The sequence below is a fragment of the Nocardioides silvaticus genome (genome assembly GCF_003160695.1).
GTDB lineage: Bacteria > Actinomycetota > Actinomycetes > Propionibacteriales > Nocardioidaceae > Nocardioides > Nocardioides silvaticus.
The window spans coordinates 51918-69029 of the sequence record NZ_QGDD01000012.1; the positions used below are offsets into that span (position 1 = coordinate 51918).

The 17112-nt window shown below is 72.1% G+C and carries 18 protein-coding genes and 1 riboswitch; of the genes, 6 read left to right on the forward strand and 12 right to left on the reverse strand.

All coding sequences use genetic code 11. The features are described from left to right. Nucleotides 1-23: 23 nt before the first annotated feature. Entirely contained in the window at nucleotides 24-563 is a 540-nt protein-coding gene (gene cobU, locus DJ010_RS22535; RefSeq protein WP_211318904.1) for a bifunctional adenosylcobinamide kinase/adenosylcobinamide-phosphate guanylyltransferase, read from the reverse strand. Then, a complete protein-coding gene (locus DJ010_RS22540; protein WP_109697335.1) occupies nucleotides 556-1992 on the reverse strand; it encodes an RNB domain-containing ribonuclease in 1437 nt (478 codons plus the stop codon). Before DJ010_RS22540 ends, cobU begins: the two co-directional genes overlap by 8 nt. A gap of 68 nt (nucleotides 1993-2060) precedes the next feature. Between DJ010_RS22540 and yaaA the strand changes: the two genes are divergently transcribed. Next, complete coding sequence (yaaA, locus tag DJ010_RS20610; RefSeq protein WP_109697336.1) at nucleotides 2061-2840, forward strand: peroxide stress protein YaaA; 780 nt, start codon at nucleotides 2061-2063, stop codon at nucleotides 2838-2840. Between the two features lie 8 nt (nucleotides 2841-2848). Here the strand turns inward: yaaA and DJ010_RS20615 are convergent, their stop codons facing one another. The 3 genes from DJ010_RS20615 to DJ010_RS20625 are packed head-to-tail and all read right to left on the reverse strand — an operon-like array spanning nucleotide 2849 to nucleotide 5938. Next, the gene (locus tag DJ010_RS20615) at nucleotides 2849-4078 is read right to left on the reverse strand and encodes a bifunctional RNase H/acid phosphatase (RefSeq protein WP_109697337.1); all 1230 of its coding nucleotides are present in this window, start codon (nucleotides 4076-4078) and stop codon (nucleotides 2849-2851) included. A gap of 1 nt (nucleotide 4079) precedes the next feature. Next, nucleotides 4080-4823, reverse strand: a complete 744-nt coding sequence (locus tag DJ010_RS20620; protein WP_109697338.1) for a zinc ribbon domain-containing protein — start codon at nucleotides 4821-4823, stop codon at nucleotides 4080-4082. Then, nucleotides 4820-5938, reverse strand: coding sequence for a Nif3-like dinuclear metal center hexameric protein (locus DJ010_RS20625; protein WP_109697339.1), 1119 nt, complete (start codon nucleotides 5936-5938; stop codon nucleotides 4820-4822). Before DJ010_RS20625 ends, DJ010_RS20620 begins: the two co-directional genes overlap by 4 nt. Nucleotides 5939-5999: 61 nt before the next feature. Beyond that, nucleotides 6000-6068: riboswitch (guanidine-III (ykkC-III) riboswitch) on the forward strand. A 9-nt stretch (nucleotides 6069-6077) separates the two neighbouring features. Between DJ010_RS20625 and DJ010_RS20630 the strand changes: the two genes are divergently transcribed. After that, nucleotides 6078-6392, forward strand: coding sequence for a DMT family transporter (locus tag DJ010_RS20630; protein WP_109697340.1), 315 nt, complete (start codon nucleotides 6078-6080; stop codon nucleotides 6390-6392). A 3-nt stretch (nucleotides 6393-6395) separates the two neighbouring features. Here the strand turns inward: DJ010_RS20630 and DJ010_RS20635 are convergent, their stop codons facing one another. After that, on the reverse strand, nucleotides 6396-7199 hold the full coding sequence (locus DJ010_RS20635) for an isocitrate lyase/PEP mutase family protein (protein ID WP_109697341.1): 804 nt from the start codon (nucleotides 7197-7199) through the stop codon (nucleotides 6396-6398). A 9-nt stretch (nucleotides 7200-7208) separates the two neighbouring features. Further along, the gene (locus DJ010_RS20640; protein WP_245927758.1) at nucleotides 7209-7598 is read right to left on the reverse strand and encodes a DUF3054 domain-containing protein; all 390 of its coding nucleotides are present in this window, start codon (nucleotides 7596-7598) and stop codon (nucleotides 7209-7211) included. A 99-nt stretch (nucleotides 7599-7697) separates the two neighbouring features. Between DJ010_RS20640 and DJ010_RS20645 the strand changes: the two genes are divergently transcribed. The 3 genes from DJ010_RS20645 (at nucleotide 7698) to DJ010_RS20655 (ending at nucleotide 11087) form a co-directional block, all read left to right on the forward strand. Further along, entirely contained in the window at nucleotides 7698-8450 is a 753-nt protein-coding gene (locus tag DJ010_RS20645) for a M14 family zinc carboxypeptidase (RefSeq protein WP_158283085.1), read from the forward strand. A 34-nt stretch (nucleotides 8451-8484) separates the two neighbouring features. Then, nucleotides 8485-9678: a phosphoglycerate dehydrogenase gene (gene serA, locus DJ010_RS20650; RefSeq protein ID WP_109697343.1), complete on the forward strand. Its 1194-nt coding sequence runs from the start codon at nucleotides 8485-8487 to the stop codon at nucleotides 9676-9678. A 113-nt stretch (nucleotides 9679-9791) separates the two neighbouring features. Beyond that, nucleotides 9792-11087, forward strand: coding sequence for an AAA family ATPase (locus DJ010_RS20655; protein ID WP_146207417.1), 1296 nt, complete (start codon nucleotides 9792-9794; stop codon nucleotides 11085-11087). 7 nt (nucleotides 11088-11094) lie between these two features. On the opposite strand, the gene DJ010_RS20660 is transcribed toward DJ010_RS20655, so the two are convergent. Continuing rightward, nucleotides 11095-12237 (reverse strand): N(5)-(carboxyethyl)ornithine synthase, encoded by a 1143-nt coding sequence (locus DJ010_RS20660; protein WP_109697345.1) that lies wholly within the window; start codon nucleotides 12235-12237, stop codon nucleotides 11095-11097. Nucleotides 12238-12286: 49 nt separating this feature from the next. Between DJ010_RS20660 and DJ010_RS20665 the strand changes: the two genes are divergently transcribed. Next, entirely contained in the window at nucleotides 12287-13309 is a 1023-nt protein-coding gene (locus tag DJ010_RS20665) for a 5'-3' exonuclease (RefSeq protein WP_109697380.1), read from the forward strand. Here DJ010_RS20665 and DJ010_RS20670 read toward each other — a convergent pair. From DJ010_RS20670 to DJ010_RS20680, 4 genes are all read right to left on the reverse strand, one after another. Continuing rightward, nucleotides 13306-14304 (reverse strand): GTP pyrophosphokinase, encoded by a 999-nt coding sequence (locus DJ010_RS20670; RefSeq protein WP_109697346.1) that lies wholly within the window; start codon nucleotides 14302-14304, stop codon nucleotides 13306-13308. The genes DJ010_RS20665 and DJ010_RS20670 overlap by 4 nt on opposite strands. A gap of 38 nt (nucleotides 14305-14342) precedes the next feature. Then, nucleotides 14343-14978: a hypothetical protein gene (locus DJ010_RS20675; RefSeq protein WP_109697347.1), complete on the reverse strand. Its 636-nt coding sequence runs from the start codon at nucleotides 14976-14978 to the stop codon at nucleotides 14343-14345. Nucleotides 14979-15029: 51 nt separating this feature from the next. Further along, on the reverse strand, nucleotides 15030-15557 hold the full coding sequence (locus DJ010_RS21870) for a hypothetical protein (protein ID WP_146207418.1): 528 nt from the start codon (nucleotides 15555-15557) through the stop codon (nucleotides 15030-15032). Between the two features lie 103 nt (nucleotides 15558-15660). Further along, complete coding sequence (locus DJ010_RS20680; protein ID WP_109697348.1) at nucleotides 15661-17073, reverse strand: hypothetical protein; 1413 nt, start codon at nucleotides 17071-17073, stop codon at nucleotides 15661-15663. Nucleotides 17074-17112 lie beyond the last annotated feature (39 nt).

Sequence of the window (17112 nt, forward strand, 5' to 3'; positions counted from 1 at the left end):
GGGTGTGCCGACAGGCCGGTGGTTCAGAGCCGCAGCACCCGCCCGGCGACGACGAGGTGGACCTCGTCGCAGACGCTGCCGACGCGCTGGTTCAGCGTGCCGAGCAGGTCACGGAACAGCCGACCCGACCGGTGCTCGGGGACGACGCCGAGCCCGACCTCGTTGGTGACGACCACGACGGGGTGGGTGCTCGCCCGCAGGGTGGCGACGAGACCCGTGGTGCGGGCGGCGACGTGCGCCTCGACGTCGTCGACCGGTGCCTCCCAGAGGTCGGCCTCGCTGATGATCGCGTCGAGCCAGGTGCCGAGGCAGTCGAGGAGCACCGGGCCGGTGGCGTCGGCGAGCGCGACCGCGACGTCGGTGGTCTCGACCGTTCCCCAGGTCGGGGGGCGGCGCTCGCGATGGCGGGTGATGCGGGCAGCCCAGTCGGCGTCGTCGTACGTCGGGCCGGCGGCGAGATAGGTCGTCGCCGGCTCGTCGGCGAGCAGCGCCTCGGCATGGGCGGACTTGCCCGACCGCACGCCACCGGTCACCAGCACCCGGCCGAGCCGACCCTCAGCCAAGGCGGAAGGCCACCTTCCGCGTCGCGAGGTCGGCGGACTCGAGCCGCACCCGGATCTCGGTGCCGAGCGGCAGGTCGGCGTCGCTGGTGACCGGCGCCTCGACACCGATCTCGGACAGCACGACGACGCCCCTCTTCTCGTCGTCCTCGCGCACGCTCGTGACGACCCCTGCGAACTCCTCGCCGACCCGTCCCGCGAGCAGGCCGGCCTCGATGACGTCCAGCACGGCCCGCTCGTAGGACCCCGCGCGCCGCGCGGAGTCCGCGAGCGTCCCGGGCAGGTCGGGCAGCGCGGCGCGCACCCAGTCAGGCACCTCCTCGCCCCCGCACAGCGCCACGCACACCTCGCCGGCGTAGCGGTCGCCGAGGCGGCGGAGAGGCGCGGTGACATGGGCGTACGGCGCCGCGATCGCGGCGTGCTCGTGCTCGGCCGGGACCTCGCCGTCGAACGCGGCGTAGCCGCTCCCCCGCAGCAGCCGGGTGCACGCCACCACCATCGCCTGGTGGGCCGGGTCCGCCGGGTCGAGCGAGCGGATGAACGCGTCGTAGGAGGTCTGCTCGGGCCACTCGATGCGAAGACCCTTCGCGACCCGGCGCAGCCGGGCGACGTCGCGCGGGTCGGCCTGCGGCAGCGTGCGGAGCAGGCCGATCTCTCCGCCGATCATCAGGCTCGCGGCGCAGATCCCGGTGAGCAGCGAGATCTGCGCGTTCCACAGCTCGACCGGCAGCTGCTGACGGAGCTCGAGACGGAACGACCCGTCCTCGCCGACCGCCACCTCCTGCTCGGGCAGCGGCAGCGAGATGCCGCCGCGTGCCTCCTCCTGCTGCTCGCGCAGCTGACCGACCTCGCGCAGCAGCTGGAGCACCTCGCCCGCGGAACCGTCGTCGAGGGCGGCCTGCGCGCCGTCGTACGTCAGCCGCTCGCGGGAGCGCACCAGCGCCCGCTCTACGTGGACGTCGGTCGGCGTACCGGCGGCGTCGAGGGTGATCGTCCAGAGCAGCGCCGGTCGCACCTGGTCGGGCAGCAGCGACGCGGCAGCCTCCGAGAGGGCCGGCGGGTGGAGCGGGATCCGGCTGCCGGCGCCGTACAACGTCTCGCCGCGGGCGTGCGCCTCGACGTCGACCGGGTCGCCGGGGCGGACGAACGCCGCGACGTCGGCGATCGCGTAGTGCACGACGAACCCGTCGCCGTCCGGCTCGATGTGGAGCGCCTGGTCGAGGTCCATCGAGCCCTCGGGGTCGATGGTGAGGAACGGGATGTCGGTGCGGTCGAGGTCCGGCAGCGTCGGCGCCGCGGCGGCCTCCTCGGCCGCCTTCAGCACCTCGGCGGGGAACCCGCCAGGCAGCTCGAGCTCGCGCTCGACCTCCGCGAGTGCCTCCCGCAGGGCGTCGGAGCCGTCCCTGACCCGGACCACGAGGTTGCTCGGCATGCGTCGACCCTAACGGGATCCCGTTCACCTGATGGACGGGTGGCGTTCGGCTACTACGCTGGGCGGCGATGTTGATCCTGCTTCCACCGAGCGAGGGGAAGTCGGCCCCCGGACGGGGCCGACCGCTCGAGCTGAAGACCCTGTCGCAGCCGTCGCTCACCCCCGCCCGCGAGCGGGTGCTGGACGCGCTCGTGGGGCTCTGCCGTGACCAGCCGGACCACGCCGCGACGGTCCTCGGCCTGTCCCGCTCGCAGCTCGACCTGGTCGCTCGCAACGCGACGCTGACCGACGCGCCGACGGCGCGGGCCGACCGGATCTACGACGGGGTCCTCTACGAGGCGCTCGACCTGCCGTCGCTCTCCTCGTCGGCCAAGCGCCGCGCGGCGTCACGGCTGGCGATCACCTCGAGCCTCTTCGGAATGGTGCGGGTGGGCGACCGGATCCCGGCGTACCGCCTCTCCGGCGACGCCTGCATGCCCGGCCTCGGCCCGGTGGCCGGCTGGTGGCGCGAGTCGCTCGGCGAGGCCGTGACCGACGCGATGGGCAAGGGCTTGCTGGTGGACCTGCGGTCGAGCATGTACGCCGGCTTCTGGCGGCCGCCCGCCGAGCTGGCGCCGCGCGTGGCGACCGTCCGGGTGCTGCACGAGGTGGCCGGACGCCGACAGGTCGTCAGCCACTTCAACAAGGCCACCAAGGGCCGGCTGGTCCGGGCGCTGCTCGAGGACGGCCGCGACCCCCGCACCCCCGCCGCGCTGGCAGGCGTGCTCACCGACCTCGGCTGGCAGGTCGAGATCGACGAGCCCACCAAGAAGGGCACCCAGCTCGACGTGATCGTCAGCGAGGTCTGACTAACCGGTCACCAACGGCCGGTGTCGAGCAAGGACCGGCGGCCCGGCGGCAGCGCGTTGTAGAGCCGCATCGAGCTGCGGTGGCCGCCCGGCGCCGCAGGGTCCGGGTAGAACGAGACGACGCTGACCGACGCCGGGCTCAGCTCCATGCGGAACACCGCCTCGAGCGGTGCGTCGAGGGTCGCGGCGACCAGGGTCTTGATCGGCGTCACGTGGCTGACCACGACGACGGTGCGACCGGCGTGCTGCTCCAGGACGCGGCGCAGGCCCGCGCGGACCCGCTCCTCGACCGTGCGGAACGACTCCCCGCCGGGCGGCGGTGCGTCCAGGTCGCCGAGCCAGGCCTCGAACGACTCCTTGTGCCGCTCGGCCACCTCGACGAAGGTCAGTCCGTCCCAGGCGCCGAACTCCATCTCGGCGAAGCCGGGCTCCTCCTCCAGCGGCAGGCCGAGCTCGGCAGCGATGATCTCCGCCGACTCGCGGGTGCGTCGTACGGGCGAGCAGACGACCGCGTCGATCCGGTCCTTGAGGTCGGTCAGCCAGGCCGCGGTCTCGCGGACCTGGCCACGGCCCTCCTCGCTCAGCCCCGGGTTGTCGCCGCCGAGGCCGCCGGAGAACCGCTTGCCCGAGGTGTGCGGGGTGACGCCGTGGCGCACCAGCACCAGCGTCGTGGGCGAGCCCGGCGTCCACGGGGTCCCGGCCTGCTCGACGCCGACCGATGCGGACGGGCTCTCGAGCTCCTCGATGAGCGACTCGTCCTCAGCGTCGGCGCCGTCCGCGGGGCTGGCGCCGGCGAAGGTGACGCCTTCCCGGGTGCCGTCGAGCGCCTCGTTGGCGAGCCGGTCGGCGTGCTTGTTGTGCTCCCGCGGCACCCAGGTGTAGGTCGTGCCGAACGGCGCCAGGCGGTTGGCCTCCATCGCCAGCGGCTTCATGTCGGGGTGCTTGATCTTCCAGCGGCCGCTCATCTGCTCGACGACCAGCTTCGAGTCCATCCGGACCTCGATGTCGGCTCCGGGCGCGAACTCCTCGGCCAGCTTGAGGCCGGCGATCAAGCCGGAGTACTCCGCGACGTTGTTGGTCGCGACGCCCAGCGTGCGGCCGTCCTCGGCGATGACCTCGCCGGTCTCGGCGTCCTTGAGGACCGCCCCGTAGGCCGCTGGCCCGGGGTTGCCGCGTGAGCCGCCGTCCGCCTCGATGACGACCGACCGCGGACCGCCCTCCTGCCCGGCGTCCGCCACCTCAGAGCCCGCTCTCGCTGGTGCGGACGAGGATCCGCTGGCACTGCTCGCAGCGCACCACGTCGTCCTCGGCCTTGGTGCGGATGTCGGCGATCTCCGCCGGGTCGAGCGTCATCATGCAGCCGCCGCACTGCCGCGCCCGCAGCTCGGCGGCGGCGACGCCGTTCTTGCTGGCCCGCAGCCGGTCGTAGAGCGCGAGCAGGTCGGCGGGCAGGGCTGCGACGACGGGCTCGCGATCGGCGGCGATGCGGGCCAGGTCGGCGTCGATCTCGGCGTGCTTCTCGTCGCGGGCCGCAGTCACGGCGGCGATCCGCTCGTCGGTCTCGGCGAGGTCGGCCTTCATCGTCGCCAGGTCCTGCTGGGCCGACTCGAGGTCCTCCATGACCTCGAGCTCCTCGTCCTCCAGGGTCGCGATCCGGCGCTCCAGCGACTCGAGCTCGTGCTGCATCCGCTCGAGGTCCTTGGGGTTGGTGATCAGCCCCTGATCCATCCGGTCCCGGTCGCGCTTGCGGCGGGCCTTGACCTGCTCGACGTCGGCGTCGGCCTTCTCCTGGGCGACGACGAGGTCGTCGACGACGATCTGCTGGTCGCGGCTGCGGCCGAGCACGTCGGACCGGCGCACGGTGAGCTGCGCGAGCTCGGCGTCCTCCGGGAGGTGCGCGCGCTGGTGCTTTCGCTGGTCGGCGGCCGAGTCGAGCTTCTGGAGGTCGAGCAGCTTCAGCTGGGCGTCCGGGTCGGCCTTCATAGTCGCATTGTCCAGGGATCGGTGCAGAGCTCACTCACCCGGGTCTCGACGTCGTTGCCCAGCGCATCACCGAGGCGGGCCGCGACCACCGGCAGCCAGGTCCACTCCGCGGCCCAGTGGGCGACGTCGACCAGCGCCGGGCCGTTCTTCTCGGCGAACTCGGCCGCCGGGTGGTGGCGCAGGTCGCTGGTCACGTAGACGTCCACGTCCGACGCCGCGACCCGGTCGAGCAGGAAGTCGCCGGCACCGCCGCACACGGCGACCCTCCGTACGGCGCGCTCCGGGTCGCCCGCCACGCGGACGCCGTGCTGGGTGGCGGGCAGGGCGTCGGCCACGCTCTGCGCGAACTCCGCCAGCGTGGTCGCCGGCAGGGTGCCGATCCGCCCCGTCCCGGTCACCACCGTGCCGGGGTCGGCGAGCTCGACGACGTCGTACGCCGGCTCCTCGTAGGGGTGCGCGGCGAGCATCGCTCGCACGACCTGCGTGCGGAGGTGCCGGGCGAGCACGACCTCCACCCGCACCTCGGCGACGGTCTCGATCTCGCCGACGGTGCCGATCGTGGGGTTGGCGCCCTCCAGGGGCCGGAACCGGCCCTCGCCGGACGTGCTGAACGAGGCGAAGTCGTAGTCGCCGATCCGGCCGGCCCCAGCCTCCGCGATGGCGGCGCGCACAGGAGCCGCCGCGTCGGACGGCACGAACACGGTGAGCTTGTCGAAGCTGTCGCCGCGCGCCGGGACCAGCGGCTCCAGGTCGCCTAGCCCGAGGGCCACGGCCATCGCCTCCGACACCCCGTCAACGGCCTGGTCGGCGTTCGTGTGCGCGGTCAGCAGCGCGCACCCGGCGCGGGCCAGGGTGGCGAGGGTGCGGCCCTTCGACGTGGTCGCCGCGAACCCGTGCACCGGCTTGAGGAACAGCGGGTGGTGCACCACGAGCAGGTCGGCCTTCCAGTCGGCGGCCTCCTCGGCAACGGCCGGCGACGGGTCGACGGCGAACATCACCTTCTTGACCGACTGCTCCGGGTCGCCGTACACGAGGCCGACGGCGTCCCAGTCCTCGGCGGTCGCAGGCGGGTACCACTCATGGATCAGGGAGACGAGGTCCTTGAGCGTTGGCATGCGGTCAACCTACTGGGGCGCCGCGGATGCCTGCCGGGGTGCGGGCCGTTGCTACCGTGGAGGCGTACCGGCGAAGGCCGGTCACCCGGACGAGGGAGCCGTACCCGGAGGGCGACAAGACGGCCACCTTGGAGTGGTCATGTCCTGGCTCGTCCTTCTCGTCTCCGGTGTCCTCGAGGCCGTCTGGGCCGTCGCGCTCGGACGGTCCGACGGCTTCTCGCGCCTCGGCCCCACCACGGTGTTCGGGGTCGCGCTCCTGCTCAGCATGGGCGGCCTCGCCTACGCGATGCGGGAGCTGCCGACCGGCACCGCCTACGCCGTCTGGGTCGGTGTCGGCGCCTCACTCACGGTCGCCTTCGGGTGGTTCGCTGGCGGCGACCCGGTGCGCCCGGCGCAGGTGCTGCTCGTGCTAGGACTCGTCGGCTGCATCGTGGGTCTCAAGCTGACCCACTGATCGCTACCCGAGCAGCGCGTCGACGCCCGGCAGGTCCTCGAACCGGTTGAACGTCCCGGACTCGGCGATCTCGTGCGCAGCGGCGAGGAACCCGCCCCAGGCGGTGCGGGCCAGGGTGCCGCCGACGCTGATCCGCCGGACGCCCAGCTCGGCGGCTTCCGCGACGGTGATGAACGGCGCGTTGACGAGCAGGTTCACGGGCTTGGGTGACACCGCCGCGATGACGGCCTCGATGTCCTCCCGCTCGTCGATCCGGGGTGCGTACAGACAGTCGGCGCCCGCCTCGGCGTAGGCGGCCAACCGGCGCACGGTCTCGTCGATGTCGGGCCGTCCCGAGACGAAGCCCTCGGACCGGCCGGTCAGCAGCACCCCCGTGCCGCTCTCGTCGATCGCCTGCCGGGCCGCTGCGATCCGCTCGACGGCCAGGCCGAAGTCGAACAACGGGTCGTCCGGGTCGCCGGAGGAGTCCTCGACGGACAGCCCGGCGACGCCGGTGACGGCTGCGCGCGCCACGTTCGCCGCGACCTCGGCCGGGTCGACGGCGTACGCACCCTCGAAGTCGGCGTTGACCGGGACGCTCACCGCCCCCGCCACCACCGTCAGGTGCTCGAGCGCCTCCTCGAGGGTGACCTGGGTGTCGGCCCTGCCCAGCGTCCACGCCAGCCCGGCGCTCGTCGTGGCGAGCGCCTTGAACCCCAGCTGCTCCAGTGCCCGAGCGCTTCCTGCGTCCCAGGGGTTCGGCATGACGAAACAGCCGGACTCGTGGAGGCGGTGGAACTCGGCGACCCGGTCGTCCACGGTGCTCATCCGGTCAACCTACGACGCCGACCGCCGGGACGTCATGCGTCGGACGCCCCGCCACCCCAGCATCGTCAGCGCGAGGAACCCGAGCGCGACGAGGAGGAAGGCGGGCGCGAGCCCACGCCCGCTGAGACCGCGGAGTGCCATGCCGACGACGTACGTCGCGAGCAGGACCGCTCCACCCTCCGGCCAGAGCCGACCGGTGGGGCGGCCGGCGAGGAGCAGAAGCGCGTGGGCGAGGACCGCGGCGACGGCGAACGGCCAGCCGATCGTCAGCAGCACCGAGACGGCCTCGCCGGGCTCGTGCGCCCGGCGTCCGCCGACCGCCAGCGCCAGGACGCAGAGCAGGTCCGCGAGGACGGGCCACCACCATCGACCGGGCGGCCGCTGACCCGACGTGCTCACGGGATCCAGGGTCGCAGAGGGTGGCACGGGCCCCGCAGGCGCATCCATGCTGGGACCCCACCACGACGTCCGCTACGTTCCACCCCTCGGGAGAGCCCGTTGCGCATCCTCACGGCGCTGTTGCTCGCGACAGTCCTGCTCGTGCCCGCCCCGACGACATCGGCCGCGGCACCCGACCATCCTCAGCTCGACCCCGACCGGCCGGCGGTCGTGGAGAAGCGGGTGATCGGCCGCTCCGTCCGGGGTCGGCCGATCCGGGCGTGGCGACTCGGGGACGGGTCCGGGCCGACCGTGCTGCTGATCTCGACGATGCACGGCGACGAGCCGCACACGCGGCGGATCCTTCAGAGCCTGCGGGACGGGAGGCCGATCCGCGGGATCGACCTGTGGGTGCTCCCGACGTACAACCCCGACGGCCTGGTGCGGCACACCCGCAAGAACGCCCGCGGGGTCGACCTCAACCGCAACTTCCCCTGGCGCTGGGCGGACCTCGACGGACCCTACGAGTCCGGGCCGCGGCCGCGGTCGGAGCCGGAGACCCGAGCGGTGATCCGGTTCCTCCGGGACGTCCGCCCGCGGTGGATCCTGAGCTTCCACCAGCCGCTGCACGCTGTCGACACCGACACGAAGGACCGGCGGTTCTCGCGGCGGGTGGCGCGCGCCCTCGACCTCCCGCGGCGGGCGCTCACGTGCGGCGGGGTCTGCCACGGCACGATGACCGGTTGGTACAACCACCGGTTCCGCGGGGCCGCCCTCACCGTGGAGTACGGCGCCCGCCCTCCCCGACGCCGGATGGAGAAGACCGCACCACGCCAGGTGCTCTCGATCTGGGGCGCCACCCGCCACCGCTGAAGCCCGGCGCTCCCCCGGCCCCTAGGGTTGTCGTGTGAAGGCGCTCGTCCTGGAGAACATCCACCCCGCCGCCGTCGAGGTGCTCGAGAGCCGCGGCTACGAGGTCGACCTGCGGTCGCACTCGATGTCCGAGGACGACCTGGTCGCCTCCCTCGACGGCATCGACCTGCTCGGCATCCGGTCCAACACCAACGTGACGGCACGGGTCCTCGAGGCGGCGCCGGACCTGCTCGCGATCGGCTGCTTCTGCATCGGCACCAACCAGGTCGACCTCGCCGGAGCCGCGGAGCGCGGCATCGGCGTCTTCAACGCGCCGTACTCCAACACGCGCAGCGTGGTGGAGCTCGTCATCGGTGAGGTCATTGCGCTGGCCCGGCGGCTCCCCGAGAAGACGCAGAAGATGCACGACGGCGTGTGGGACAAGTCGGCCCGCGGCAGCCATGAGGTGCGCGGGCGCACGCTCGGGATCGTCGGCTACGGCAACATCGGCACCCAGCTGTCGAACGTCGCCGAGGCGCTCGGCATGCGGGTCGTGTTCTACGACAAGGCCGACCGGCCGGCGCACGGCAACGCGCGTCGGATGAGGACGCTCGAGGAGCTGCTCGGTGTCGCCGACGTCGTGAGCCTCCACGTCGACGGACGGCCGGGCAACGCCGGCTTCTTCGGGGCGAAGGAGTTCGCTGCCATGAAGCCGCGGGCGTTGTTCATCAACGCCTCACGCGGCATGGTCGTCGACGACGAGTCGCTCCGCGACCACCTCGTCTCCGGGCACATCGCCGGCGCCGCGGTCGACGTCTTCCCGGTCGAGCCCAAGGCGCAGGGTGACCCGTTCGAGTCCGTGCTGCGCGGCCTCGACAACGTGATCCTCACCCCCCACGTCGGCGGCTCGACCCAGGAGGCGCAGGAGGAGATCGGCTGGTTCGTCGCGGAGAAGCTGGCCCGCTTCGCCCTCGAGGGCAGTACGGCGCTCTCGGTCAACCTGCCGCCCGTGCTGCCCCCGGCGCTGGTGCCCGGTCACCGGCTCGGGTTCCTTCACCACAGCGTCCCCGGCGTGCTGGCCGAGCTCAACGCGGTGCTCGCCGCCGCCGGCGACAACATCGTCGACCAGACGCTGGTGACCAAGGACCGGCTCGGCTACGTGGTCACCGACGTCGCCGCACCGCTCTCGACCGAGGCCGCCGTCCAACTGCGGCTCTCCGAGCACTGCCTGTGGGCCCGCACCTGGTGATCTGACGGGCCGACGGGAAATCCGTTAGGTCACGAACCACCACCACCCTCACACTGGCCGACTGTGCCTGCGCCCTACCGGCACGGCCGACGACTCAGAAGAGGGTGGTGAACATGAACGACTACGACGTGACCGACGTGCTCGCGGCGGTGACCCAGCCTGCCCTCGAGCACCTCGCGGCGACCATCGACCGCGAGTTCGAGCGGCGCGAGCCGAGGTCGACCACCCACTACGAGTGGGCCGCGGCGCACCTCGGCGTCGACGCGACCGATCTGGTCGTCCTCTCCGAGGGCGTCGACACCCCCCTCGGCCACTCCGTGGGCCGGTGGCTCTACGACGCGCAGGCGCGGTGGAGCGCCGAGCACGCCGGTGCCTTCGTGGACCGGCCGGCGGCGTCCGAGACGGTGCCGGGAGCGGCGGGCGACATGCGCGCTTTCCACTCCGCGACCGTCGTGCTGCCTGCAGGTGCGGTGGGCCCGGCGCCGGTGGTGCTCCGGATCCTGTCCGGGGCCTACGGCATCGAAGTCGAGCTCATCGGCCGGTCCGAGGACGGCGGGGCCCTGCCGGACGTGTTCGGCGCGTTCCTGCGCGCCCGGCGCACGGTGGACTCGCCGTACCGCCTGGGTGCCTACCGCGTCAGCACCAACAACCGCGGTCTGGCCCTCGGCCGGTGGACGCCACCGGCGGCGACGCGGGAGCTGCTCAAGCTGGACGCGTCGGTGTGGCGGACCGTCGACCGCAGCGTGCACCGGGTGCTGGAGCTCGCCGACGACCTGAAGGCTCGTGGTCTCGGCACCAGCACCGGTCTGCTGCTGGTGGGCCCGCCCGGCACCGGCAAGACCCAGCTGGGCACGGTGGTCGCCAACGAGCTGCACGGCCGGACGACGGTGCTGGTGCCGGGGACCTACGTCACCGAGCACTACCTCACCGAGCTGTTCGACCTCGCCGCCGACCTGTCTCCCTGTCTGATCCTGATGGACGACCTGGACCTGATCGCCGGCGAGCGCGGCCAGACCAACCCGCACCGGCTGCGCGAGTTCCTCAACGTCATGGACGGAGGCCTCGCGGACCGCAGCGGCGTGGTGGTGATCGCCTCGACGAACGACCACCGCAAGGTCGACAAGGCCGCGCGGCGGTCGTCACGGTTCGACACGGTGATCAAGATGGAGCCGCCGGTGCTCGAGGGGCGGCTGGCGATCCTGGAGCGGTACCTCGCCTGGTGCGACACCGCTCTGGACCTGGCGGCCGTGGCCCGCGCGACCGACGGTGCCACCGGCGCCGACCTGAAGGAGCTGGTCCGCACCACGGTGCTCGACACGAACGACGACGTCACGACCGACGCGCTGCTCGCGCAGGCGGCGGTCGGGCGGTGGCGTTCGGAGCGCCCGACCGCGGGTCAGTACCTGTAGGAGCGGGTCACAGCACGGGGTGGGGTGGCTCGGCCGCGCGGTTCTGGAACTCCAGGATCGCGGGGTTGACCACCCTGCCCTCGCGGATCTCGATCGCCCGGCTCAGGGTGTCGTCGCCGTCCCAGGCGGCGGCACCCTCGAGCACCGGGCGCAGGAAAGGGATGAGCGCGGTGCTGTTCTCCCAGGTCGCCGAGTTCCACAGGTACGACGGGCTGTGGTCGACCGCGTAGTAGAGGATGTTGTCGCCCACGACGAACGTCGGGTCCTCGAAGCTGGTGGGCCGGGCCCAGTCGAAGCCCATCCCCTCGTCGCACGAGACATCGACGATGATGCTGCCCGGCCGGAACTTCGCCAAGTCCTCGGTCTGCAGGTAGACCTGCGGGTCATTGGGGTCCTGCAGCGTGCAGTTGACGACGATGTCGGCCTGGGCCAGGTAGTCGGGCAGCGGCTCGCGGCCGCGCTCGGTGATGACCTCGCTCGGCTCGTTGCTGTCCGGGTCGTGCTCGACCTGCCGGATCCTGACCGAGTGGATGGGCGAACCCACCGCCGCGACCGCACGATTGGTCAGCACCGCGACCTCGTGCACACCGTGCGCGTTGAGCGCCGTCACGGCTCCGCGTGCGGTGGCTCCGAACCCGATCACGACTGCGCTCATCCGCCGCCCGTAGTCGCCGGTCAGTCCGGCAAGCTCGAGGGAGTGGATCACCGAGCAGTAGCCGGCGAGCTCGTTGTTCTTGTGGAAGACGTGCAGACCCACAGCGCCGTCGCGGGTCCAGTGGTTCATCGCCTCGAAGGCGATCATCGTCAGCTGCCGGTCGATGCCGAGCTGGGTCATCTCGAAGTCCTGCACGAGGTGCGGCCAGCCCCACAGCACCTGACCGGGGCGCATCGCGGCGACGTCGGAGTGCTGCGGCTTCGGCAGGCAGACGACGTCCGAACCCGCCAGGATCTCCTCGCGCGTCGCGAGGCCGGCCACGTGCTCGGCCAGTGCGTCGTCGGCGACCCCGAAGCGCGCGCCGTACCCGTGCTCGAGGGTGATCCGCTCGCGGACGTCGGCGTCGAGCTGCGGGATGTGCTCGGGGTGGAGTGGCAGCCGGTGCTCGTTCTCCTTCGCCGACGAGCCGATGACGCCGAGACTCAGGAGGGACATGCGCCGACCCTAACCCGCCGCCCAGCGCCCTACGATGGCGGCGATCCCCATGCCCCCGCCTCCCGACGTCACCGAACCCGCCCGCGACCGCAGGCTGCTGCTCGTCGTCGACGCGCCGTCGTTGCTGCACCGCAGCCATCACGCCAAGGCGCACACGCGGGCCACCGACCGCTCGGGGCGGCCGGCGTGGGCGCTGCACGGGATGCTCAAGCAGATCCTCGAGGCCATCGACGCGTTCGCGCCGGACGCGGTGATCTTCGGTCTCGACGACCGCACGGCGTCCGTGCGACGCGACCGCTACCCCGACTACAAGGCCGGCCGGGCGGCCAAGGATCCGGAGCTGGTCGACCAGCTCGAGCGAGCAGGTGCGCTGCTCGACGCGCTCGGTCTCGCGACCCTCACTCCCCCGGGACTCGAGGCCGACGACGTCAACGCCTCGGGGGCGACCTGGGCGGAGCGCAACGGCTGGAACTGCATCATCATCACCTCCGACCGGGACGCGTTCGCCCACATCAGCGACCACACCCGGGTGCTCCGCCTGATCGACGGCGGGATGGCCGGATCGCCGCTGCTGACGCCGGTCCGGCTGCACGCGATGTACGGCGTCGCGGCCGAGCGCTACCTGGAGTACGCCGCGCTGCGCGGCGATGCGAGCGACAACCTGCCTGGCGTCAACGGCATCGGCGAGAAGACCGCAGCGCTGCTGCTGGAGCAGGCCGGGCCGATGCGGACCGTGTGGGCCGACATCGACCACAACGCGGGGGCTGCGGTGTCCGCGGCGCTGGACTCGTGGGCCGAGGAGACCGGCGGCCGGCGGATCGGCGCGACCGTCGTACGGCGACTGGCGGCGCCGGGTGCCCGCGAGCGCTACGACTTCAACGTCGCGATGATGGCCGGCCAGGACTACCTCGACCTCGGCCTCACGCCCGACGAACCCGGTTCCCCGGGCCTGCTCCCCCTCGACAGCGACCGGGTGCAGCGGGTGGTCGGGTTCCTCGGCGTCGATGCGACCACCCATCTCGCGCTGCGGGTGCTTGCCGGCACCGACCCGGCGTCGGTGGCCCGGGTCTAGCCGGCTCCCTGCATCTTGGCGAGCCGCGCCCGCAGCGACGGCACCCGGTGCGCGTTGCCGCGGAGCTCGACGTAGGTGTCGCCATAGGCCCACAGCAACGCGTCGTCCAGCCGCCGCACCGCGCCCGGCGGGTAGCGGTAGTCCATCCGCTCGCGAAGGGTCTCGACGTCCACCGAGCGCAGGGTCTCGCCCAGCTCGGCCAGCGAGGTGATGCCGAGCTCGAGCACCAGGCCGGCGATCCACGCGTAGTGGTCGGTGCGCGACCAGCCGGCGTCGGCGTACTGCCCTGCGAGGAAGGCGGCCAGCTCGCGGGGGTGGATGCGCGGGTCGTCGTCGACCGCCTGCTCGGGCTCGGGCACACCCTCGCGCAACCGGTCGCGGATGGTGGAGAACTCGCGGTCGGCGAGCTCGAGCAGCCCTGCGGCCAACGTGAACCGGCGGTCGAAGTCGGGCCGGTGCTCCTCGGGGATGGTGCCCTTGTAGCGGATGTCGTGCTCGAACTCGGCCCACGCGTGCTGGAGGACCGTGCGGATCTGGATCTGCGCCTGTCGACCGCGCAGCAGCTCGTAGCCCTCCTGGCCCTCGCGCGCGGCGTCCAACCCCACGAGCAGATGTCGGCTGGCGTAGCCGAACCGACCCTCGCTGGCCGTCTCGAGACCGAGGTCGCGATCGTCGTAGACGACCACCTGGTCGGCGAGCAGGTCGGCGACCGCCTGCACGTCGCTGTGCACGTAGGTGATCACCCGCAGCCCGATCTGGTCGGTGATCTGCCGCAGCGGGTCGTCGAAGACCGGCTTGCCGTCCGCGACCCGGGCGGCCTTGGCGGCGAACGACGCCACCGACTTCGCCCGTCCCACGATCGTCAGGTAGTTGATGCCGGCGTCGTCGAGCACCGAGGTCACCAGGTTCACGAACTGGTCCGTGGCCAGGCGCAGCTCGGGCTCGATCGCGGCGTACTCGCGCACCACGGCGTGGTCGACTCCGACGAACTGCATGCCTACACCCTGCCGCATCCGTCCCGCGAGCCGTGACCTCAGCCGTCGCGACAGGCTCGTTCGTCGTGCGGGTCGTCGAACGTGCGGAGGACGAGTGTCTGCTCGAGGTCCCTCTCGATCGAGCGGCCCGTCGTCTCGAGCTCGATCGTCGGCCAGTTCTCGAGGGAGAGCCATCCGCCGGAGTTGCAGCCGTCCTGACGCCAGCCGATCGCGAGGGTGACGGTGCGGGTCTCGTGCGCCGGGACGTCGAGGTCCACCTCCCACACGGCGTCGATCTCGTCGCCGCCCTCGCCCTTCACCTCGGCGTCCGCCGACCCGAGAGCCTGGATCTCGCCGCCGCCACCCGGACCCAGGATCGGTGACCGCACCTCTCCCAGGCGAACGTCCCGGTCGCCCTGGTTGCTGATGCGCAGCACCACCTCGCAGCGCCATCCGGGTCGGGAGAAGATCGCCCGCTCCCCCTCGTAGGACCCGACCCTGGCGCCGGGGCAGCGCAGCGACCACGTGGCGTCGACGTCGTCGGCGGCGCGCCCGGCCAGCACGGTCCACGCGGCCCAGACGAGGATCGGGAGGGCGACGACGGCGACCACCGCGCCGATCAGCCACCGGTCGCGACGAGGCCGCGCCGGGACGGGCGCTTCCGCGGATGCCGCGACGGCCGAGAGGTCCGCCATGAGCTCATCATGGCCGACCGGCAACCACGACGGCCGCTCTTGCACTGATTTTCAGCGAGATCGGCGGCAGTTCCTCCCGCCGTCGACACCCCAGCTCCGGTTGGGCCAACGTACGACCGTTAGTTCCTTCACGATCAGGCCGTCCTCATCCAGGACGCGAACGATGGCGCTGCCGCCCCAACGGCGGGCGATCACGGCGCTCGAGCCGCGCAGCTGGTCCTCAGCGTCCTGGCGCACATCTTCCAGCGACACGCCGGGAGGCGGCGACGACCGGTCATAGACGAACACCGACTGCTCTCGATCGCTGCACGCCCACCGCTCTTCGACTGGCCACCGCACACCGTGCCTGCGGCAATGCGATGTGGTCTCCACGCCGCTGTTGCAGGCCAGCCGCTGAACCTCAGCCGTGAACGAGGTGGTGGACCCCGTCAGTCGTGCGTCTCTTGGCAGGGACCAGGTCGCCGGGTCGCCCTCGGGTAGGTTGCTGGCCGACGGCCGCCCTTCGGTCTCGGGGACGGAGGGCTCATCACCAGAGCATCCCGCCAGAACCAGCAGGCTCGCCAGGCCAGGCAGCCACACGCTACGTCTCCGCACACAGGTACGACGGCTCGGAATCTCCTGACGTTCCGTCGGGGTGTTCGTGCCGAGTCGCATGACTCATGGTGCGGCCCGTCCGCGAGGCCTACTCGCGGAGGTGGAGCTCGATGCGGGGTCCGTCGTAGGTCTCTCCGATGATGTCGCCGTCGGGCCCGCGGATCAGGTTGATCCGGGCGGTGCCGTGGCGGGTGACCATCCGGGCCAGGCCGTGCGGGGTCACCCATCGGTAGGCCCCGAGGGCGATCTGGTCGACGTGGTAGCCGACGTGGGTCTTGGCGCGGTGATAGGTACGGGTCAGCGGGGCGTCGTTGTGGTCACCGGTCTGACCCGGCGGCCCACTTTCATCAGGTGGGACCCACGGGCGGGGATGGTCGTGATCCAAGCGCCGGTAGCCCAGGTTGCCCGAGTGCGGGAACACATCACCCAGCATCCGCAACAACGTCCGGTGCTTCACCCCGGCCGGATGCTCATAACCATTGACCGCGTGGGTCTCGTTCAGGTCGATCACCGGCTGCAAGGCGATCTCGCGGTGCCCGAGCAGCTCAGCAAGCTGCTCCACCAGCATCGGACCGATCCCCTCCAACCGAGCCACCCCAGCGACCGCACCGCCCAGCACCAGGTCGGACAGGTGGACGTAGACCACCGCCGGTCCCCGCTTCCGTTGGGTCGGCTCGGCGCACTGCGTCTCCTCGGCCTGGGTGGGGTCGAGGAACGCCGCGGCCGCAGCCGGGTTGCTGAGCAGCTCCACCGCTTGGGCCTGCAGCTCGCCACGAGTGACCTGCTCCAGCTGCGCAGCAGTCAGCCGGGCCGCCAGCGCGTCGGCGACCTCCTCCACGGTCTCGACGAACCCCAACGTGGTGCCCGGCGGCAGCTTCAAGGTCGTGCGCAGCGTCGCCGGCTCACCCTCGACCGGGTCGACCGCCGCACCCGGCCGCGGCCGCGAGACCCGCACCCCCAGATTGGCAGCATCCGCAGCCACCCGCGCCCGATGAGCCTCCAGGTCGGCCTCGATCACCTTGCCCTCAGCGATCGCGATCACCCGGGCCGGGGACTGGTCGGCCGCCGCCGCAACCGCCACATCGACCAGGGCGACAGCGTCCTTGCTCAACGACCGCGACATCGCCGCCACCTTCCGCGCCACCCACACCGGCAACCGCAGGTCCTGCACCGCCTGCCACACCAACGGCAGCCGGTAGGCCAGGTCCAGGGAGTCCGCGGCCAGCCGCCGCGTCGCGGTCAGGCTGGTGCTCCGTGCGATCGCCAGCTCGGCCCAGCACAGCTCCTGCACCCACGGCGTCCCCTCACCACCCAACGCCATCAGCCGATCACCACCAGCAACGCCACCACCGACACCCTTGCCAGGGTCCTCGGAGTGCACAGCAGCCCACTGCAACACCAGCCGCACCACATCGACCTCGTGCTCACGCAGCTCACGCTCCAACGCCTCCGAAGCGGCCACCACCGCCGAAGCGTCGAAATCCACGATCCCCGAGATCACGACGCCATCGTCACAAGAGGGTCCGACACAAACTCTCCT